The sequence below is a fragment of the Sphingomonas sp. SL1004 genome, from assembly GCF_057815015.1.
The window spans coordinates 2000017-2017901 of the sequence record NZ_JBYMUX010000001.1; the positions used below are offsets into that span (position 1 = coordinate 2000017).

Genomic DNA, 17885 nt, shown 5'->3' on the forward strand with positions numbered 1-17885 from the left:
AACAGCAGAATGCCGCAGCAGTATCTAACTGGGATGTTTGAAGAATTCGATCGGCGAGACTTGGAAGCACTCCGCCAGGTCATTCAGTCGAAGAAGCGTGAGATTGATCCGGCCATTCTCGATCTGGCTCAGATACGACTGTGTAAAGCCAGCAACCTCGGCGAGAGGCTCCTGCTTGAGCTCCCTTTCCTTACGGAGCCGGGCCACATTGAGGCCAACCAGCCTGCGGATATCCACGATTCCTCATCAAGGATTTCGTGAGATAAGTTTATTCGTTACAACGAATATGTTATTGGTGTGCGCCTGAAGGATTGGGACGGAGCGGATTAATGGCCGAACCCGGGCATTTTATCGGTCGGCAAATGATTGCGGCGCAGCGTGATCAACCGATCGAGGACCTGTTTCGTCTTCACGCGGGCTGGCTGCGCGGGTTTCTCACGCGACGCCTGCGCGCTCAGCCGGCCGATGTGGAGGACATCGTACAGGACACCTATCTGCGCGCGGCGCGTCAGCCTGCCACGGTCATCGTCCATCCCCGTGCCTTCCTGTCGCAGACCGCGATCAACCTGTTCCGCGATGGGAAGCGCCGCGCGGCAGTTCGCGCACGGCATCACCAGTCGGTCGTGCCATCAGGGTCCGCAATGGAGGCGGGGTCGCCCGGGCTGCTAGAGCAGGAAGCCGCGCTCGAACTCGAACGTCTTATCCTCTTCATGCCCGACCTGTACCGAGACGTCTTCGCTTTGAGCCGCTTTCGGCATATGACGAACGCAGAGATTGCCGTGCACCTTGATATTTCGGTGAAGACGGTCGAGTGGCGGATGGGCAAGGCTCTGGAATTCTGCACGAGCAGGCTACGAGGCTAGGTGGCGCCGGTCATGACTGGAACCGATCAGCAGGGTGAGGATGCCGTCGAGGCGCAGGCAGCGCAATGGTTCGCGCGCCTGAAATCGCTGCCAGTGTCCCACGAGACGCTGCAGCAGTTTTTCGCATGGCACCGTGATGAGACGCACGCGGCAGCGTTCGACGCAGTCGAGCGACTCTGGTCACGCGCGGGTGACCTGGGCGATCGGCCCGCCATGGTGGCCGCGACGCAGGACGCGCTGTCCCGCAAGGCAAGACGGCGATCGTCGTCGTGGTCGCTACGCCCGGCCTTGGCGGCGTTGGCCGCGATCGTCCTTCTGTTGCTCGGCAGCGGCGCAACCTATTGGGCGCTGCGACCGGGCGCGAACGCCTATGCGACCGGGATCGGTCAGCAAAGCGTCGTCGCGCTGGAGGACGGCTCGAAGGTGACGCTCGACACCGACACGCGGATCGTCGTGCGTTTCGATGGTGATGGGCGGAGCGTCATCCTGAAGCAGGGCCAGGCCTATTTCACCGTCGCGCATGACACAGCGCGTCCGTTCCGCGTCGAGGCGGGCGACACCGGCGTTCTCGCAACGGGCACCCAGTTCTCCGTGCGCCGCGATGGGGCGGCGGTCGACGTGACGTTGGTCGAGGGTAGCGTGCGGGTCGCCGCGCGGGGCGCGCCACCGGCAACGCTCCGAACGGGGCAGCAGCTTGTGCTGCGTCCCGATCGTGCCGCTGTCGTGCGGGCGGTGGATACCGGCCCGGCGACCGCGTGGACGCAGGGCCGGATCGTGCTGGACGGCTGGACGCTGGCGCGCGCGCTGGTCGAGGTGAACCGCTATACGTCCAGACCGGTCCGGCTCGGCGCGGCGCGCTATGCCGATGCCAGGTTCAGCGGCACGTTCGATGTCGGCGATATCGACAGCTTCGTCGCGGCAGCGACCGCCCTGCTGCCGCTGACCGCGCAGCGGAACGCGGACGGGTCGATCCGGCTAATCGAGCGCCCTTCGCAAAAACCGCCGTCGCCGGGTTAGGGTCGTCACCATGCCGGCGCGTCTCTTGTTCCGAAGCCCCGGCACACGCCGGGACTTGGCGGATCAACAAGGGGCACGAGGCATGACGGGATTTCGAACGGGGCGGTGGTCGGGTCTGCGCGGCGGCACCGCCGCTTTGCTGCTACTGGCGGCGGTGCCGTCCCCGCTACAGGCGCGATCGGGCGCGCCCTCGTTCACCTTCAGAATTGCGGCGGGTCCGCTCGACCGGGCGCTGGTCGCCTTCGCTGCCGTGACGGGCGAGCAACTGCTCTATTCGACGGACCTCATCGCAGGCCGCAAGGCCCCCAGGCTGGACGGCCGGCTTCCGGCGGACCTGGCGCTCGGCCGCCTGCTGGACGGAACCGGGCTTGCGGCGCACCGGGTCGGGCCGCGGATGATCGTGCTACGCCCGGTGGGTGCACTCGATCATGACCGCCCCCCGACAGCAGGCCAGCCGAGCGCCGGTGCGGCGTCATCGGCCTGGCAAGGCGTCGCGGCACAGCGTGGCCAGAGCCAGACGTCCAAGGCGGATCATGCGACGGCAGAGGAACCTGCGCGCGAGGAGATCGTCGTCACGGGCACGCATCTGCGCGGCGGCGCAGCGGGCTCGCCCCCGGTCGACAGGCTGACACGTGAGGATCTGGACAGGCGTGGCTTTGCGACGGTCGCACAAGCCTTGCAGGCACTGCCGGGCAATTTCGGGGGCATGGCGACCGAACAGAGCGCGCTTGCCTTTGCCGATACGACAGGCAGCAATGGCGGGTTCGCGACCGGCGTCAATCTGCGCGGTCTGGGCGCCGGTGCCACTCTGGTGCTGGTCAACGGCCAGCGGCTCGGGGGGTCGGGTACCAAAGGCGCGTTCAGCGACGTGACCAGCATCCCGACCGGCGCGCTCGACCGGGTAGAGGTGCTGATGGACGGCGCATCGGCGATCTACGGGTCCGACGCGGTCGGCGGCGTGGTCAACATCCTGCTCAAGCGTCGTTTCGAAGGGGCAGAGACCCGGGTGCGGTTCGGCAGCGTGACGGATGGCGGCAAGCGCGACGTGCAGCTCGACCAGACGATCGGCAAGCAATGGACCACGGGCGGCGTCATGCTGTCCTATGAATATGACCGGGCGGGTCGCCTGGCGAGCGCCGACCGGGCGTTCGCGCGCTCGACCGATTCCCGCAGTCTTGGCGGGACCGATCATCGCTATATCTTCGGCCTGCCGGGCAATGTGCTCGGCATCAATCCCGCGACAGGCGCGCTCGGGGCGGCTTCCGCCATTCCGAGCGGCCAGGACGGCCGATCACTGACGCCCGGCGATTTTCTGGCGGGCACGACCAATCTCCAGAATTCCCGGACCGATACCGATCTCATCCCTCGCCAGGAACGCCACAGCCTGTATGCGACGCTCGACCAGGATCTCGGCTCCGCGCTCCATCTGACCGCAGATGCACGCTATTCGCACCGGTCGTTCGACGCGCGGCTGCCGGGCTCGGCGGCGATCGTGCAGATCACGGCCGCCAATCCGTGGTTCGTCTCGCCAACGGGCGCGTCGTCCGACCTGATCGCCTATTCGCTCGCGCCGGAACTCGGCCCCATCGACACGCACGGTTATGCCGAGGCGATGGCGACGTCGATCGGGATCGATGCCGATCTTGGGTCCAGCTGGAAGCTGCGCAGCTACGGCGCGTTCGCGCAGGAACGCGAATTCAACGAGTCGCGCAATCTGGTCAATACCGCCGCACTCGCCGAAGCGACGGGCGCGATACCCGACAATCCCGCCACTACGTTCAGCACCGCCACGAGTGGCTTTTTCAACCCTTACGGGACGGGCAACAGCAACGCCGCCGCGATCCTCGATTTCGTCGGTGCGGGCTATTCGCGGTCGCGCACGCGCAGTCAGGTGCTCACGGGCCATGTCGATGCGGATGGTTCGCTCCTGTCCGTACCCGGCGGCATGGTCAGGCTCGCAATCGGCGGCGATGTGCGGCGCGAGACGTTCCGGCGAAGCGGGGAAAGCCTGTTGTCGAGCGCACTGCCGGTGGCGACCGGCACTGTGCACGCGTCGCGACTGATCACGGCCGGCTTTGCCGAGATGCAGGTGCCGATCGTCGGCACGGCCAACGCCGTGCCCCTGATCCGCCGGCTGGACGTGTCGCTCGCGGCGCGGATCGAGCATTATGACGATTTCGGGACGACGACCAACCCGAAGGTCGGCGTCTCCTGGGTGCCGCTGCCGGGTGTGACGCTGCGCACGAGCTATGGCACGTCGTTCCGTGCACCGAACCTGCGCGAGCTCCAGGACCGCGAACAATATTCGGTCACGACGCTGTCGCGCGGCGGCACGAGCGTACCGGTGATCCAGCTTTCGGGCGGGAATCCCGATCTGATGCCGGAAAAGGCGCGCAGCTGGACCGCCGGGTTCGACCTCGATCCTGTCGCCGTCCCCCGCCTGCATATGAATGCCACGTGGTTTCGGACCGTGTTCAGCCAGCGGGTCGCGACACCCGCGAGCGCGAACTTCGCCAATGCGCTGACGGACCCGACCCTGTTGCCGTTCGTCCGGTTCGTCTCACCGATCGGCAACGCCGCCGATCTCGCCACCGTCACAGCGTTGCTGAACGACCCGGCCTTTACCGGCGGCAACAGCTTTCCGCCGAGCAGCATCGCCGCGATCGTCGACACGCGCTTCGTCAACACCGGCAAGGTCAATGTGAGTGGGATCGACCTGTCCGCCAGCTACACGCTTCTTGCCGGCGCTAACGCGTTCACCGTGTCGGGCAATGGCTCCTACCTGCTGCACTACCGCGAACAGGTCACGCCGACCTCTATAACGGTCGACCGCGTCAACCGCGTCGGACAGCCCGTCGATTTGCGGGGCAGGATGAGCCTTGGCTGGCGCCGCGGCCCGGTCAATGCGCTGGCTAGCCTTAATTATGTCGCGCCGTACCGCGATCTGCTCGGCACCCGGATCGACGCCTGGACACCGGTCGATCTGCAACTGGGCTATACGGTCCCCGACGGCCGTGGGCCGCTGCAGGGCGTGGCGATCGCGCTGTCCGCGCGGAACCTGTTCGACCGCCCGCCACCCTTCTACGATTCCCCGGTCGGGGTCGGGTATGACGCGGCGAATGCCGATGCGCTCGGGCGCTATGTGTCGGTGCAACTCACCAAGCGCTGGTAATCATGCCCCCGCTCCTGCTCTGCGCCATGCGGCGCCTTGTGGCGCTGTGCCTGCTGGGCGTCGCGGTGCCGCTCGGCGCGCGGACCTATAGCGTCGACGACATGCTTAGGACCGAAGGGTTCGGCAGAATCGAGGTTGCGCCGGGCGGCCGTTGGCTTGTGTTCGAACGGCACATACCGTTCGAGACAGCCGCGCGCTTCGACCTCGATGCAATGGAGGTGCTGCGCGCCCGGCTCTACATCGTCGATCTCGCGCATCCGGCGAAGGCCAGACCGCTCTTGCCGCCGGAGCACAGCGCGGGACTCGTCATGCTCGCCTTTTCGCCGGGTGGCACGCGGCTGGCGATCGGACGGCTCGACGGACAACGCTGGACCCTGGGCGTCGTGACCCTGGCCACCGGGGCGGTGCGCTGGTTCGCGGTTGCCCCCGACTATTCGGACTTCCGGCCGACGCTCGCCTGGGCGTCGGACGATACGCTCGTGATGCTGGCCCAAGATGGCGATACGCCGCCCTGGGTCCTGCGGCGCGACGCGCAGGACCGGACAGCGGTATCGAATGCATGGGCGCTGGCGCAGGAAGGCCGGATGCCGACGGTCACCGCGATCGGCAGCGGACGGTTTGACGGGATCGCGGCACCGGCACCGCCGGTGCACCTGATTCGTCTCGAAACAGTGACGGGGACCACAAAAATCCTGGCGCGCGGCGCGTTCGAGACGATGCGTCTGTCGCCCGACGGACGGCATGTCGCGTTGACGGTGCCCAGCGAAACCATTCGCGTTACGACGCCGTCACCGATCCGGCAGTCCGCCGACCTGCGGCGGCGGCGGCTGCGCATCGTGGGCATGACCGATGGACATGTCTGGACACCTTGCGCGGCATGCGACCTGCCGTTCGATCCGCCGACCTGGTCGCCAGACGGGCGCAACCTGCTCTTCTACGCGCGGCATGGTGGTGGAAACTGGTCGACCGGACAGCCGTGGGTGGCGGACGTCCGGTTGCATAACGCAAAGCCAGTCCCGCTTGGCGGGGTCCGGCCTGCGGTCATCATGAACAGGGGCGCGTATGACGCCGTCGCTATGGCCTGGCTCGGGTCCACGCCGATCCTATTCGGCCGCATGGATGCTGCCGCCACACGCGCCGACTGGTATGCGTTGGGACGGCGTGGATCCGCGGTGCTGACGGCCGCGATCGCCAGCCCATCGTCGACGCTGGCGCCAGCGACGGGTTCGGCCCCCATCATGCTGACGGCAGATAGTGGCTGGCGTCTGGGGACGCACCGCGTGCAGTCAGTGCTGTCGGGCATGGACGGCGTCATGGCACTCAGGACAGGCGCGGCGAAGCGGGATCCGGACGCAGCCCTGGTGGGTTGGCGACGAACGGCGGACGGGATACTGATCGACCTGCCTACCCGTCGTGCGCATCGGTTGACGGTTCGCACGGCCGGTACAACCCGTCCCGTGGCCGTCAGCCTGCAGACCAAAGTCGCGATCGTGACCGAGACGCTACCGAATGGCGTCGCGCACCTGCTCGTCGTAGCGGCCGATCGCCCGCCGCTGGCCGTTGCGACGATCAACGCAGGCCTTGCCGCCGTGTCGGTGCGGCCACCCCTGCCCGTACGCCACCGGCTTCCCGACAGGCGGACTGTCACGAGCTGGCTGTACCTGCCGGCCCCTACCCCCTCCGGCCGGAGGCCGCCGCTGATCGTCATCCCCTATGCGGGCACGGTGTATGGCGACACGGCACCAGCGCTCTGGAATCCAGGGATCGGGCGCACCTATACCAATGTCCCCGCGCTCGTCGGGCATGGCTATGCGGTGCTGCTGCCGAGCATGCCCGATCTTGCGCCCACCGATACCGCGCCGTTCGACTTCGCAGGACAAATCCTGTCGGCCGTCGACGCGGTGATCGCGCGCGGTGATGCCGATCCCGCCCGGCTGGGGCTCTGGGGCCACAGCTATGGTGGCTACACAGGGGCGACGGTCGCCACCGAGACCGATCGCTTCAACGCGATCATCGTCTCGAGCGGCATTTATGATCTGACGAGTTTCCAGGGGACATTTGCCCCGACGGCACGCATGAACCCGGGCTATGGCTTGGGAATCCTGCCATGGGCCGGCTGGACCGAGACGGGGCAGCCCCATCTCGCGGCGAGCCCCTGGACCAACCCCGCGCGCTATGTCGCGAACAGCCCGATCTATCATGTCGGTCGCATCACGACACCGATGCTGATCCTAGCGAGCGACCGCGACTTCACGCCGCTCCAGCAAGGCGAGCAGCTGTTTTCCGCGCTTTACCGCCAGGGCAAGGACGCCGAACTGATCAGCTATTGGGGCGAGAACCATGTGCTGATGAGCCCGGCCAATGTCCGTGACGCCTATGCACGCGTGTTCGCCTGGTTCGATTCCCATTTCGAAGCACCGCGCCGGCCCGGCCCATGATATCAAGCGCGCGCGGCATCGATCGCCGTAATCCGATCGCACCAGGCGCGTGCCCAGCGCTCCATCAGTAGGACGACGAAGATTTCGGTGTAGCAGTTCGTCCGCATCACGTGCTCGGGATCGAGCACCACCGCCAGCGTCTTGCGGTCGAGCAGATGATGCTGATCAAGTACGCCGCCGATCAGATAGTCGCGCAGGAACGGCATGCTCGCTGCGAGCATGCGGCCGAAGAACGGCGTGAGGCAGCCCTTGCCGCGGCGCTCGAGCAGGATCGGCGGCAGCCGCCCCGCATAGGCCTGCCGGATCATCGCACGATCGCGTCTGCCCTGCGTAAGGTCGAGCGCAGTGATGGGCAGGACATGCTCGAGCAAGGGTTGCGACATCAAAGGATGCCGGACGGTCATGGCCGATGCACACCAGGATCCGCCGAACGCCGCCCGGCAGGCCGCAAGGGTGAGGATCTGGAGCTGCTTGGCAGGGGCGAGGTCGGCCGTGTCGTCGAGCCAGCGCAGCGGATGATTGTCGCATGGGATGTCGCGGGACACGAGGTCGAACCTGTAATCCGGCATGGCGACTGCGCTCGGGGCGATACGCGCGTGCAAGGCAGTGCCGAGGACCGACCAGATCGATCGTCCGGTCCAGCCAGCGAGCTCGGCGATCGTCGCGGCCTTTGCCGGCCAGGGGCGCGGATCGCGCCAGAGATCCGCGGCGATCAACGGCGTTGCGGGCTGGAAGAAGAGTGCGTCGCCGCCCTGGCCCGTGAGCAAGGTATCGGCGCCCAGCGCCCGTCCACGCGCGGCAAGGTCGCGATCGTGAAATACACTAAGGCTGGCGACATTCGGGCGCAGCGTCACCGGCACGTCGGCCATCAGCGTCGCGTCGATGATACGGTGATCCTGAAGGGTTTCGTGGAGCGGCAGGCCAAGATGCGCGGCGACGGCACGCGCATAGGTGCGTTCGTCGCCCTCGCGGTCGATGGCATGATAATGGAACCAGCCGGCGACATCGCGACCCGACCGGACGAGGCCCACAGCGACGATGCCCGAGTCCAGGCCGCCGGACACTTCGGCGATCGCGATTCCTAACGAGGAATGCCAGGCGCCGATGCAGGCATCGATCATGGCGGGCAGCGATGGCGGCGCTGACGGCACAGTCTGTCGCGCGAACTTGGCCGGTGTCCAAAGACGCGTCGTTCGCCGTGTGTTTCCGGCGAGCGCCAGTCTTACCCCTGGAGGGACAGCTTCGACACCGACGATCGGCAGCGCATCACCGACCGAGCCGGGAAACCTGAGAAGGGCCGCCAGTCGCATCCAGTCGATCGCGAGTCCGACCGGCGGCGCGGGGGCGATGAACGGCTCGGGCATGGACGTGACGATATGCACGCCTTCACTGTACCAAAGGACGCAATCGAGCATGCCGACGGGATCGCGGAAGATATCGAGAGAGGCCGGATCATCTGGCTCGATCTGCAACGCGACATACGCGCCCCAGCACCGCGTCGTTAGGTGATCGCACAGCATGGCGAAGTCTTGGCTGTCATCTAGAACGGCACCGTCGGCGACGCGTCCCTGTTCGGTTGCGCTACGATCGAACACCGAACCGATGACGACCGTACGATTGTCGACCATCCTGTACGTGGGAGCGGGACCAAGCGGCGCTTCCGCGAGCACCGTCCATCCAGGCCTGTCCTGGACAACGTGCCAACCCCGGTCGAGCGCTACGGTACGAAGATGTGCGGCGGACCGATCGGCAGGCAGATCGTCCCCGCGCCAGCGATACGCGATGAAGCCGATCATGCGCTGGCGCGCTCGATCTGGAATATCGTTGTAAACGCTTCGACCTTGCCGATGCGTTCGCCCAGCAGAAGATCGCCGTCGGCCAGCCAGCAATGGGCGTGGAAGGGGAAGAGCGACACGCCGAAGATCCAGTCGGCGCGCAGCCCGTAACAGCGCAGGAAATGCAGCAGGAAGAAGGACCGGAACAGGCACTGGATGCGAAAGGGCAGCCAGAGGCAAAGGCGCTCGAAACAGGCAGTTGCACGCGCTGGGGACGATTGCGGGACACGCGCGGTACCCCGCTGCGCATGCGCGATCATCTGGGCGAAGGACGAACGGCGAAAGCGCCAGGCGGCGCAGACAAGGGCGTGAAGAAAGCGGGCGATATCCCGGACGCCGGGCGAGCAATGGTCTATCGGCGCTTCGCGCCAGAACGGCGTGATCGGTCGCACCGAAGAATGTATCCCATCCTGCCGGGCATCGGCCACAAGGCCTTGTTCCAGCAATTGGCTGCGTATCGCCTCCAGGGATATGGGACCGCCATCGCGGCATGCGGCGTCGCAAGGATCGTACACGCAGAAATAGGCATCGCGGTCGATATCGAGAAAGACGATGCCATCCGACGATCGGACGGCATGGACACCATCGGCGAGCGCCAGGGAGTCGAGAAGATCATCGGATCGGGGCGCCATGGCGGTTCCTCGCTATGCGGCACCGGCCTCGAGACCAGTGCCGCAGCCTTGGTCAGTCGTAATAGCCGACCATCAGCGATTCCTGCCGGGCGCCGATTGGCGTACCCTTGGTCTGACGCCGTGCAGACCCGAGCACGATCAGTTTCGGCGCGGATTGTGGTTCTTTCGTCATGATAACTACCTTTCCTCACTTGTGTCTCCACTGCGACTCGGCAGTGGCATTGACGATCTCGCGCTATCGGGAAGACTCATCCAAGCTATATCTGAGATATATTTATGACTTCAGAGTCTACGCCCAAGAAACAGCGCGATGTCGGCCGCCATGCTGATCCGCTGCTCATAGATTTTACGGATCTTGTCTCTGAAGATATTGATATCTTGCGCTGTAAGAGTTCGAGAAATCTCGACCAAAATGGGTTCAGCGCTGCCCAGCACGGCAATTTCGGCACGTCGGATCAGTTTGAGACGACCATCCAGATAGCGATACACGTCGGACAAGATTGTGTTGCCGGACGCGTCCACGATCGCGCAAAGCATCTCCCATATATCCGCCGACGGCAGGGCGGACATCATCCCTGGAGCGGCATCCAATGCTCGTTCGATGCAGGCAAAATGGAGTCGGTACAGATCTGCAATATCGCGTGCATCAAACCGCGCCAGATAATAGCCCTCGGATCGACGTTCCGTCACGATGTCGCATCCGACAAGGCGAGACAGGACCTCGCGAAGCGGAGTCACGCTGACATGAAGCTGGGACGCCAGATCTTTGAGCCCGATGCGATCGCCGGGGCGGTAACGACCGTCTGCCAGCATGGCTGACACCAGCGCATAAAGATCATCGAATTTCGCGCGCTCCACCCGATCCGGCATCTCCTGGCCTCCCTTCGCGACGATCCTCAGTGATCGCACGGCGGCATGTCGATTCAGGGGAGCCAAATCGGCACGGCATGGCTGCATCTCGCTGGTTTGTTGCGGCGCGGCGGCGACCGCGCGGCGGACAGACCACGTCGTATCAGCACATCCCCCGCACTCTTGCCGAACAACCGTCAATCGATCGCCAAGGACATGAAGGTAGCGCGCGGAACAGTTTGATGACAGATCGGGTCTAATTGTAATAAACGCACGCGGCTCGCGATACGTCTCGAAGACAATGCGCGGGTGCATGGCCGAATTGGCGCACGGGGTCGCTGGTATGAAACACTCTCCGATCGAGATCGACGGTGGCGCGCGAATACTGACGCGATCGTTGCGTGCGATCCGCAAGAAGCGAGGCATGACAGCGGGTGACATTGCAACCGCGCTGGGGATGCCGTTGCGCACCTACCAAGAGTTCGAATCTGGCCGCGGGCCGCTTACCCACCAACGACTCTTCGCTTTCGCCGAGGCAACGGATGCGGACCCCTTCGCGCTGCTGCTTGGCGCCCTATTCGGCCAACCCGACTTGGCGATTGACTGCGCGGACACAAAATTCTGTATGATCATGATGATGTATTTCGAGCAATTCGCTGACGAGCGGCGCGGCGACATTGCCTATCTCGATCCCCCCAATTTGGCGGGCGGCTTCGACAGGCTATTCAAGGAGTTCGGGGCCAAACTCGATGATCGCGAACGCTTCTTGCAGAATTGGCTTGCAGGCCGGACCGGTTCCATCGGTTTGAGCGCGCTGCGTCAGCGCATGGTCAACCGAAGTGATCGCAAAGCCGAAGGATCGCGCAAGGAAGAATCTTGAGCGGCTGCGTAAAGCCGCGGGTATTCAACGGCGGACCAGATCGATATAGCCACCGGCTGCGAGTTTGCGCGCCCGACAGATCAAGCGGTGGGTACGGGTGCGCAAATAGTCCGAACCGCCGGTCCAGTCTCGGCTAACGAGCCGCTCGCCGAACAGAATTTGCGCGATGGCGCGATGAGGCAAACCGTGGGCCAGCGCATCGAGCACGGCGATGATATCCATCCAACGCCGCGTTTTGGCGCCGACCGGGTACAGCGTCGCCGGTATGCGCCGCTGTCGCAGAAACCCCGCGAGACGGCGCAGCGCCAGCAGCCGGATCTCCAGTCGGTCGGCGTCGCCGAGCTGGTACGCAAGCCTGACGGGGCCGTCGAGCAGCGTTCCTTGAGCGATATTGAGACGGATCGACCGCGGGCCTCTACCTAGCAGCAGCTGTTCGCCTGAAGACGGTATCGTGAGATGCGTGGCTGGAAGTGGCAACGCCATAAGGTCAAAACCCTTAGGGCCGCCGCGCATCACAGGCACCGCATGCGCCACGATCGCCAATGGATCGAGATCCGGGCGCCAGAAGAGACGGGCATCGCTAGCAGGGCGGTCGGGGTCCTCCGCGAAACTGTAATCCCCATAGTGGGTCCGGCGGAGATCCGGTCAGAAGTTCGATCGGGTGCGGCCCCCTTTTTACAAGTTTTACGGCAATATCAGTGCCACTTGGCCGATATTCTGCGCGTCGGCGCAGGATTTCCCAAGCAAACACCGCGGGATCGCACACGCTGTCGAACGGAGGCTTGTCGCGCGCAACAAGCGGCGGGAACGGGAGATGCGCTGTCATGACGACGCTCCTGCTAACCAAGCAGAAGTCAGACAGCCTTTGCGCCATCTGTCATATATTCAGCATATTTCCGGTGGCGAATACGACGATTTCTTGCGCGTCCGCGACTGCCCTGCCTTTTCCGCGCCGACGCAGCGAGCAATGCCCGCAGATTTCCCGCGCGTACCACGCAATAAAGATGATGCCATGAACCAGCTGAATCTGACACGTGTTGATGGTGACCTGCTCCCCAGAAATCAGGACATTGGTACGTTAGCTCGTCAGGGGAGACGCGTGATGCGGCGAGGCCGATGTACCGAGGATCAGATCATTGGGTGCCGCGCGAGCATGAGGCTGGCATGCAGACCGCGGACCTGTGCCGCAAGCACGGGATCAGCGATGCGACATTCTACAACTGAAAGTCGAAGTATGGCGGGGTGACGGTGTCGGAGACGGCCCGGCTGCGCACGTTGGAGGACGAAAACCGACGGCTGAAGAAGCTGCTGGCGGAGTCGATACTCGACGTGTCAGCGCTGAAGGATCTGCTGGGAAAAAACTGACCGGTCTGCAAAGCGCTACGCTGCGGTGGAGAAGCTGATGGCCGATCACGGCTTTGCCACGTGCTCGGGATCGCGATGCCCGACTTCCTACGTATGCAACTGCTCGTACCGGCACTAGTCGACACGCGCGACCCGGCCTCCGAGGGTGTGAATTCGCGGCACGCTACCGCCCTAGAGCGGGAGCGCTGCCGAGGCCTTGTCCTGTGGGCGATCAACCGTGAACTACCGACCAAGGTTGTACGCGGGATAAGTTCAATACCCCGGGCACAAGCGAATGAGTTACGAGCAAGGCATCAGCTGCCATTCGACTTCGCTCAGGACAGGATCAAGAAGACACCCTATTGGTTTAAGCGCGTTGCACGTTTTTTATAGCGACGCTCGACTTCAATATAGGCAACGTAGCTTGTTAGTTCTTTCGGACCATAACCATCAGAAATGGCAAAAAAGGCGACGGCGTAAGCTCGTGTAAGGCTTTCATCATGCGAAATACCAGATTACTCCCAAAGAAGTAGGTCGGCTCGGTTTTCATCGTATGAACAACAACCATTCCACTTTCGTTAAATAATCTAGCCAGCTGCCGTTTCGAGTTCATTTCATAGCATTTAGGAAATACATCCTCATCTAATCTTTCGGGTTGTATGTATTTCAACAAGGACCCCGGAAGAAACCGCGCCGCAAATGACACGTATCCCCATTTGTTTGGTGTGCGGGCAAAAATGCAACCTCCCGGTTTCAATACTCGCATCAGCTCCGGGATCACATTCTCCGGTGTTTCAATATGTTCGAAAACCCAGTCAGCAATGATCAGATCGAATGATCCGTCGGGGTATTGCAATGCCCCGTCCTGAACAAGGGATGCCCCGTCCAGCAAAGGATTTTTAAATACTGCCCGGTCTACATCACAGCCTTCGACATGGGCACAACGCCCTCGTAACTGGCGGAGGCTCCGGCGATACGCTGATGGATCTTCTAGACCGCATCCTCGACCAGCGCCATAATCCAGGACGTGGTCGGTCGATTTTAATATTGAAGCAATGCGAGTGTAGAATTCAACAGTTCCATCATACCGCGTATACCCACCAAAGTCACATTCCGGAAAGTTCTCTACAACGACTTTATCGGACGAACGTGATGATTGCGCCGGCGCGCGGCGGATTTGGCTCATGAAACTCATGCGCCATTATTACCAATACGAATTAGTTTATTCAACAGGACGAAACATCGCTTGGCCTCGATCTGAGACCACAAGAGCGCTTACTGCTTTGCGCACGAGCTCCATCAAACGAGATCATAGGTGAAGCAATGGCCGGGAATTCGGGTCCATGATCGATGTCGGCTAAGCCCACGAGTCCGAAGGCAACCAGCCTTCAGTTGGTCGTCAAATTCCAGACATTGCAGCTGACAAGAACCGCGCCGGTGATCACGGGCAGTCAACGCTCGGGCCGGCATGGTCACATGGAGGCACTACTACTCACACAGCTGCCAGCGAGGAGGTCGCCGGATGAATGTAGGACGGACTCGGCTTGAGCATGCCCAATGGCCGGCTCACGAGGTTGCAAAGCTAACACGGGAGAGACATGCGCCATCGAGCGCCGGGCGAACCAACCACTATATGTGTCAGCCCCAGGGTAATACGCATCCCGAACCATGGAAGTCGGGCGAGGAAATTCATCGGCCGCCACAATAACACCGCTGATCGATACCAGCAGCTCCACGAGGTTCGAATTCCATGGCAGCGTTATGACCAGGCCAGTATAACGGGGTATCGTAAAACTGAGGTGGCCCTCTAAATGACCCGACAGGGCCCCGCTCTTAGATAAGAGTGAGGCATATGACTGACGGTACGACCAGGCGTTACAACGATGGCGAGGTTCTCTCCGGTGTTCAGCGCCGGAGGCGGTGGACACCGGAGGAAAAGGTCCGGATCGGCGAGGAGACGTATCTGCCGGGGATGAGCCTCTAGCTCGTCGCCCGCCGGCACGGCATCGGTGGCAATCAGATCTTCACCTGCCGGTGCCCGATGGCGCAGGGGTGCGCTGACCGCCGCGACAGCGGGCGAGGAAGTGGTGCCGGCGTCCGATTACCGTGCGCTCGAGGCGCAGGTGCGTGAACTACACCGGCTGCTCGGCAAGAAGGCCATGGAGAGCGAGCTGCTCCGCGAGGCCGTGTGCCGGGACGCAGGCCCAAAAAACTGCTGTTGCGCTCGACCTCGTTGCCGCGGGATGGACGGCGAGGACGGTCGCAGAGGCGGTCCGCATCGCTCGTCCACACCTGTCCGCAATGCCATCGCCCAGCGCCCCGATCACGCGGATGACCGCCGCTGCCGGATGCCGAGCTGGTCGCCGACATCCGCGCGCTCGTCACCGATCTGCCGACCTATGGCTATCGCCGCGTTCATGCTCTGCTCCGCCGGCAGGCCGAGAAGACCGGGCGCGAAGCGCCCGATCCGAAACGCGTTTACCGGGTCATGAAAGTGCACGGGCTGCTGCTACAGCGGGACGGCGAACGCGGCGACGAACGGCGTCACGATGGCCAAGTCGCCGTCGATCTGCGCAACACCCGCTGGTGCTCCGACGGGCTGGAGATCACCTGTGACAATGGCGAGAAGGTACGTGTCGCATTCGCGCTCGACTGCGGCGACCGTGAAGCGATGGGACACGAGGCGACGACGGGCGGCATCACCGCAGAGGACGTCCAGGACTTGATGGTCGCCACGGTCGAGCATCGCTACGGACGGGTGAACCGCGTGCCCCAACCGATCGAGTGGCTTACCGACAACGGAAGCTGCTACACCGCACGCGACACACGTGCGCTCGCCCAGGACATCGGATTGATCCCGCGCACGACCCCAGTCAGCAGTCCTCAATCGAATGGTATGGCTGAGGCATTCGTTCTCACCCTCAAGCGCGATTATGTCCGTGTGAACCCCAGGCCGAATGCGCAGAGCGTCATCGACCAATTGTCCGGCTGGTTCGACCATTATAACGAGGTGCATCCGCATCCCGCTTTGCGCTATCGATCCCCACGCGAGTTCATCGCGCAAACCTGCGAGGCTCTGTCAGGCCTTTAGGGGGCAACAGCAAAGACCAACCTCACGACGGCGTTGAACGACCGCAACGCCGGTCCGACGGTCCGACGGTCCGAACTTCGCAAGCGACTTAGGATAATATTCAATCAAGTGCATCAACTCGGGGGCTGCGTATTAGCCGTCCCTAACTATTTCACTAAGTGTGTGCTCGGCTGCCACAACCTCACTGATACCGCAGCCGCTTTACAGACAGCTTTGCCTCGAAGAGCATACAATGCGGAATGTACGCTAGACGCGTCCGGACAAGCATACCGGACGTCTAGGTCAGTGGGTTAATCTGTTCAGGCCATGATTGGACGGAACAACAGCTTTAACCCTCCAGGGCGACGAAACTGACCAAGCAGGCGCCTGCTTGGTAGCATGTTGACGCCGATGACTCGTGTGTTCGCACGTGACTGAAACAGTGACGCCGCCATATAAACGCAGACAATCCCACTGAGGGCCACCCACGGTCCGTGAACGACGCCGAGTATTGTTCCTATTACTGCAGCGCCCGTCAACTGACCAATATTGCCTATGATGTTGTACCGCAACCGACCCGACGCTGGCCCAAACAACATTCCTGGAATGCACAAGACATATACAAATGTTGCCGCCCAATCGATAAAAAATACTGTAAGAAAATTCGAGTCGATCCGTTTCAAAAGTACATACGAGACGAGTGGTGAGGCAACGGCAACCGCAGCGTACACGACGATCGCTGCGACCGCGATGAGCACGACTTGACGCTCGTAAATGCGTCCGATCGCGCGCCAGCGTCGGCGTGCGAACGCTCGTGCCAGTACGGGCACGCTTAAAAAGGCAGGACCTATGAGCAACACGCGGACTGGCTGAAACACCCGCTCGACAAGCTCATAAACGGCTGTGCTAGCCGTACCGCCTGCGCGCGTGAGCAAGAGACGCACCACTACATCATAGATCTGAGCCATCGCTGTATTTGCTTGAGTAAGCAAAGACAGTCCAATGGTCTCCTTAATAATTGCCGAGTTGAATCTCAGTGAAACTCGGAAGTTAACTGCGTTCAAGCGTCGCGATAAACACACCCATGCTGCTATAGTGACAAAGAAAAATTGTACCGCCTGAGCAAATACTAATGCCAAAACCTGAAACCGCGGCGCAAGCAATGCTGCAAAAAGCAACATGGCGCATGAACCTGCGACGTTAATTGCGCTTTTACGCGTCCCTTCGCGGATACCAACTAAGGCCGCTATCGGAACAGTACTTATGCTCCACAATATAGCGTTTCCCAAGACAAGGGGAAGCATGGTCCGAGCTAATGACATTTGTTCGACTTCAAGATTGCGCTGCAACAGTAGACTTAAAGGATAATAGGCAACCCCGGCGACTACAACGTAAAAGACGAACGTGAATATTATCGCGGTGTCAATGTAAGGCCAAATCTTTTTACTCCGGTCCTCCTTGCTCATTTGACCGATAAATTTCGGCAGTGCACCAGCAATTCCCACATCCGCCATTTTGATGACAGATGTTAGCGATTGAATCAGTGCCCAAACACCGAACTGCTTTAGCGATGAGGACGAGATCACAATCCGGAACGCGAGTAACAATATACCGCCCGTGACGAGAACTTCGATAACTGATGCGGCTGCGCCGTTATTAGCGAGGCGGCGTAAGACAGTTTGCCGGCCGATTTGCGCTGCCGCGACCTGCGCTGCGCCTGGTATATCTGTCATTGCCAACAATCTCGCTATGCGGGAGCGGCGATTGGCGCGCCTGCCAAGGCAA

12 protein-coding genes and 2 pseudogenes are annotated in these 17885 nt (G+C 62.3%); 8 read left to right on the forward strand and 6 right to left on the reverse strand.

Annotation, left to right across the window (positions count from 1 at the left end):
• Positions 1-9 precede the first annotated feature (9 nt).
• The 5 genes from AC3D24_RS08995 to AC3D24_RS09015 all read left to right on the forward strand — a co-directional run bounded on the left by AC3D24_RS08995 (position 10) and on the right by AC3D24_RS09015 (position 7490).
• Complete coding sequence (locus tag AC3D24_RS08995) at positions 10-261, forward strand: hypothetical protein (RefSeq protein ID WP_489029952.1); 252 nt, start codon at positions 10-12, stop codon at positions 259-261.
• Positions 262-329: 68 nt separating this feature from the next.
• Positions 330-863, forward strand: a complete 534-nt coding sequence (locus tag AC3D24_RS09000) for an RNA polymerase sigma factor (RefSeq protein ID WP_489029953.1) — start codon at positions 330-332, stop codon at positions 861-863.
• A 12-nt stretch (positions 864-875) separates the two neighbouring features.
• Positions 876-1880 carry a FecR family protein gene (locus AC3D24_RS09005; RefSeq protein ID WP_489029955.1) on the forward strand — a complete coding sequence of 335 codons (1005 nt, stop codon included), beginning with the start codon at positions 876-878 and terminating at the stop codon, positions 1878-1880.
• An 82-nt stretch (positions 1881-1962) separates the two neighbouring features.
• Positions 1963-5052, forward strand: a complete 3090-nt coding sequence (locus AC3D24_RS09010) for a TonB-dependent receptor (protein ID WP_489029957.1) — start codon at positions 1963-1965, stop codon at positions 5050-5052.
• 2 nt (positions 5053-5054) lie between these two features.
• Positions 5055-7490, forward strand: coding sequence for a S9 family peptidase (locus tag AC3D24_RS09015; protein WP_489029959.1), 2436 nt, complete (start codon positions 5055-5057; stop codon positions 7488-7490).
• A 2-nt stretch (positions 7491-7492) separates the two neighbouring features.
• On the opposite strand, the gene AC3D24_RS09020 is transcribed toward AC3D24_RS09015, so the two are convergent.
• The 3 genes from AC3D24_RS09020 to AC3D24_RS09030 form a co-directional block, all read right to left on the reverse strand.
• Positions 7493-9286, reverse strand: coding sequence for an asparagine synthase-related protein (locus AC3D24_RS09020; protein ID WP_489029961.1), 1794 nt, complete (start codon positions 9284-9286; stop codon positions 7493-7495).
• Complete coding sequence (locus AC3D24_RS09025; protein ID WP_489029963.1) at positions 9283-9957, reverse strand: lasso peptide biosynthesis B2 protein; 675 nt, start codon at positions 9955-9957, stop codon at positions 9283-9285. The genes AC3D24_RS09020 and AC3D24_RS09025 overlap by 4 nt, the downstream gene beginning before the upstream one ends.
• Positions 9958-10239: 282 nt before the next feature.
• A complete protein-coding gene (locus tag AC3D24_RS09030; protein WP_489029965.1) occupies positions 10240-11121 on the reverse strand; it encodes a GntR family transcriptional regulator in 882 nt (293 codons plus the stop codon).
• Between AC3D24_RS09030 and AC3D24_RS09035 the strand changes: the two genes are divergently transcribed.
• Positions 11120-11686, forward strand: a complete 567-nt coding sequence (locus tag AC3D24_RS09035; RefSeq protein WP_489029966.1) for a helix-turn-helix domain-containing protein — start codon at positions 11120-11122, stop codon at positions 11684-11686. The two genes, AC3D24_RS09030 and AC3D24_RS09035, sit on opposite strands and share 2 nt — an antisense overlap.
• Before the next feature lie 24 nt (positions 11687-11710).
• Here the strand turns inward: AC3D24_RS09035 and AC3D24_RS09040 are convergent, their stop codons facing one another.
• A complete protein-coding gene (locus tag AC3D24_RS09040; protein WP_489033115.1) occupies positions 11711-12220 on the reverse strand; it encodes a DNA -binding domain-containing protein in 510 nt (169 codons plus the stop codon).
• 568 nt (positions 12221-12788) lie between these two features.
• Here AC3D24_RS09040 and AC3D24_RS09045 point away from each other — a divergent pair.
• Positions 12789-13045, forward strand: a pseudogene (locus AC3D24_RS09045) (transposase); the annotation flags it as partial.
• Positions 13046-13457: 412 nt separating this feature from the next.
• Here AC3D24_RS09045 and AC3D24_RS09050 read toward each other — a convergent pair.
• Positions 13458-14216, reverse strand: a complete 759-nt coding sequence (locus AC3D24_RS09050) for a class I SAM-dependent methyltransferase (protein ID WP_489029968.1) — start codon at positions 14214-14216, stop codon at positions 13458-13460.
• A gap of 666 nt (positions 14217-14882) precedes the next feature.
• On the opposite strand from AC3D24_RS09050, the pseudogene AC3D24_RS09055 reads away from it, so the two are divergent.
• A pseudogene (locus tag AC3D24_RS09055) lies at positions 14883-16121 on the forward strand (IS3 family transposase).
• Between the two features lie 299 nt (positions 16122-16420).
• Here the strand turns inward: AC3D24_RS09055 and AC3D24_RS09060 are convergent.
• Positions 16421-17833 carry an MATE family efflux transporter gene (locus AC3D24_RS09060; protein WP_489029970.1) on the reverse strand — a complete coding sequence of 471 codons (1413 nt, stop codon included), beginning with the start codon at positions 17831-17833 and terminating at the stop codon, positions 16421-16423.
• Positions 17834-17885: the final 52 nt, after the last annotated feature.

Excerpts from the sequence above, each read along its gene's own strand:
- AC3D24_RS09005 (WP_489029955.1), top strand. The coding sequence starts at position 876 with ATGACTGGAACCGATCAGCAGGGTGAGGATGCCGTCGAGGCGCAGGCA.
- AC3D24_RS09035 (WP_489029966.1), top strand. The coding sequence starts at position 11,120 with ATGGCCGAATTGGCGCACGGGGTCGCTGGTATGAAACACTCTCCGATC.
- AC3D24_RS09015 (WP_489029959.1), top strand. The coding sequence starts at position 5,055 with ATGCCCCCGCTCCTGCTCTGCGCCATGCGGCGCCTTGTGGCGCTGTGC.
- AC3D24_RS09000 (WP_489029953.1), top strand. The coding sequence starts at position 330 with ATGGCCGAACCCGGGCATTTTATCGGTCGGCAAATGATTGCGGCGCAG.
- AC3D24_RS09050 (WP_489029968.1), bottom strand. The coding sequence starts at position 14,216 with ATGAGCCAAATCCGCCGCGCGCCGGCGCAATCATCACGTTCGTCCGAT.
- AC3D24_RS09010 (WP_489029957.1), top strand. The coding sequence starts at position 1,963 with ATGACGGGATTTCGAACGGGGCGGTGGTCGGGTCTGCGCGGCGGCACC.
- AC3D24_RS08995 (WP_489029952.1), top strand. The coding sequence starts at position 10 with ATGCCGCAGCAGTATCTAACTGGGATGTTTGAAGAATTCGATCGGCGA.
- AC3D24_RS09025 (WP_489029963.1), bottom strand. The coding sequence starts at position 9,957 with ATGGCGCCCCGATCCGATGATCTTCTCGACTCCCTGGCGCTCGCCGAT.
- AC3D24_RS09030 (WP_489029965.1), bottom strand. The coding sequence starts at position 11,121 with ATGCACCCGCGCATTGTCTTCGAGACGTATCGCGAGCCGCGTGCGTTT.
- AC3D24_RS09020 (WP_489029961.1), bottom strand. The coding sequence starts at position 9,286 with ATGATCGGCTTCATCGCGTATCGCTGGCGCGGGGACGATCTGCCTGCC.
- AC3D24_RS09060 (WP_489029970.1), bottom strand. The coding sequence starts at position 17,833 with ATGACAGATATACCAGGCGCAGCGCAGGTCGCGGCAGCGCAAATCGGC.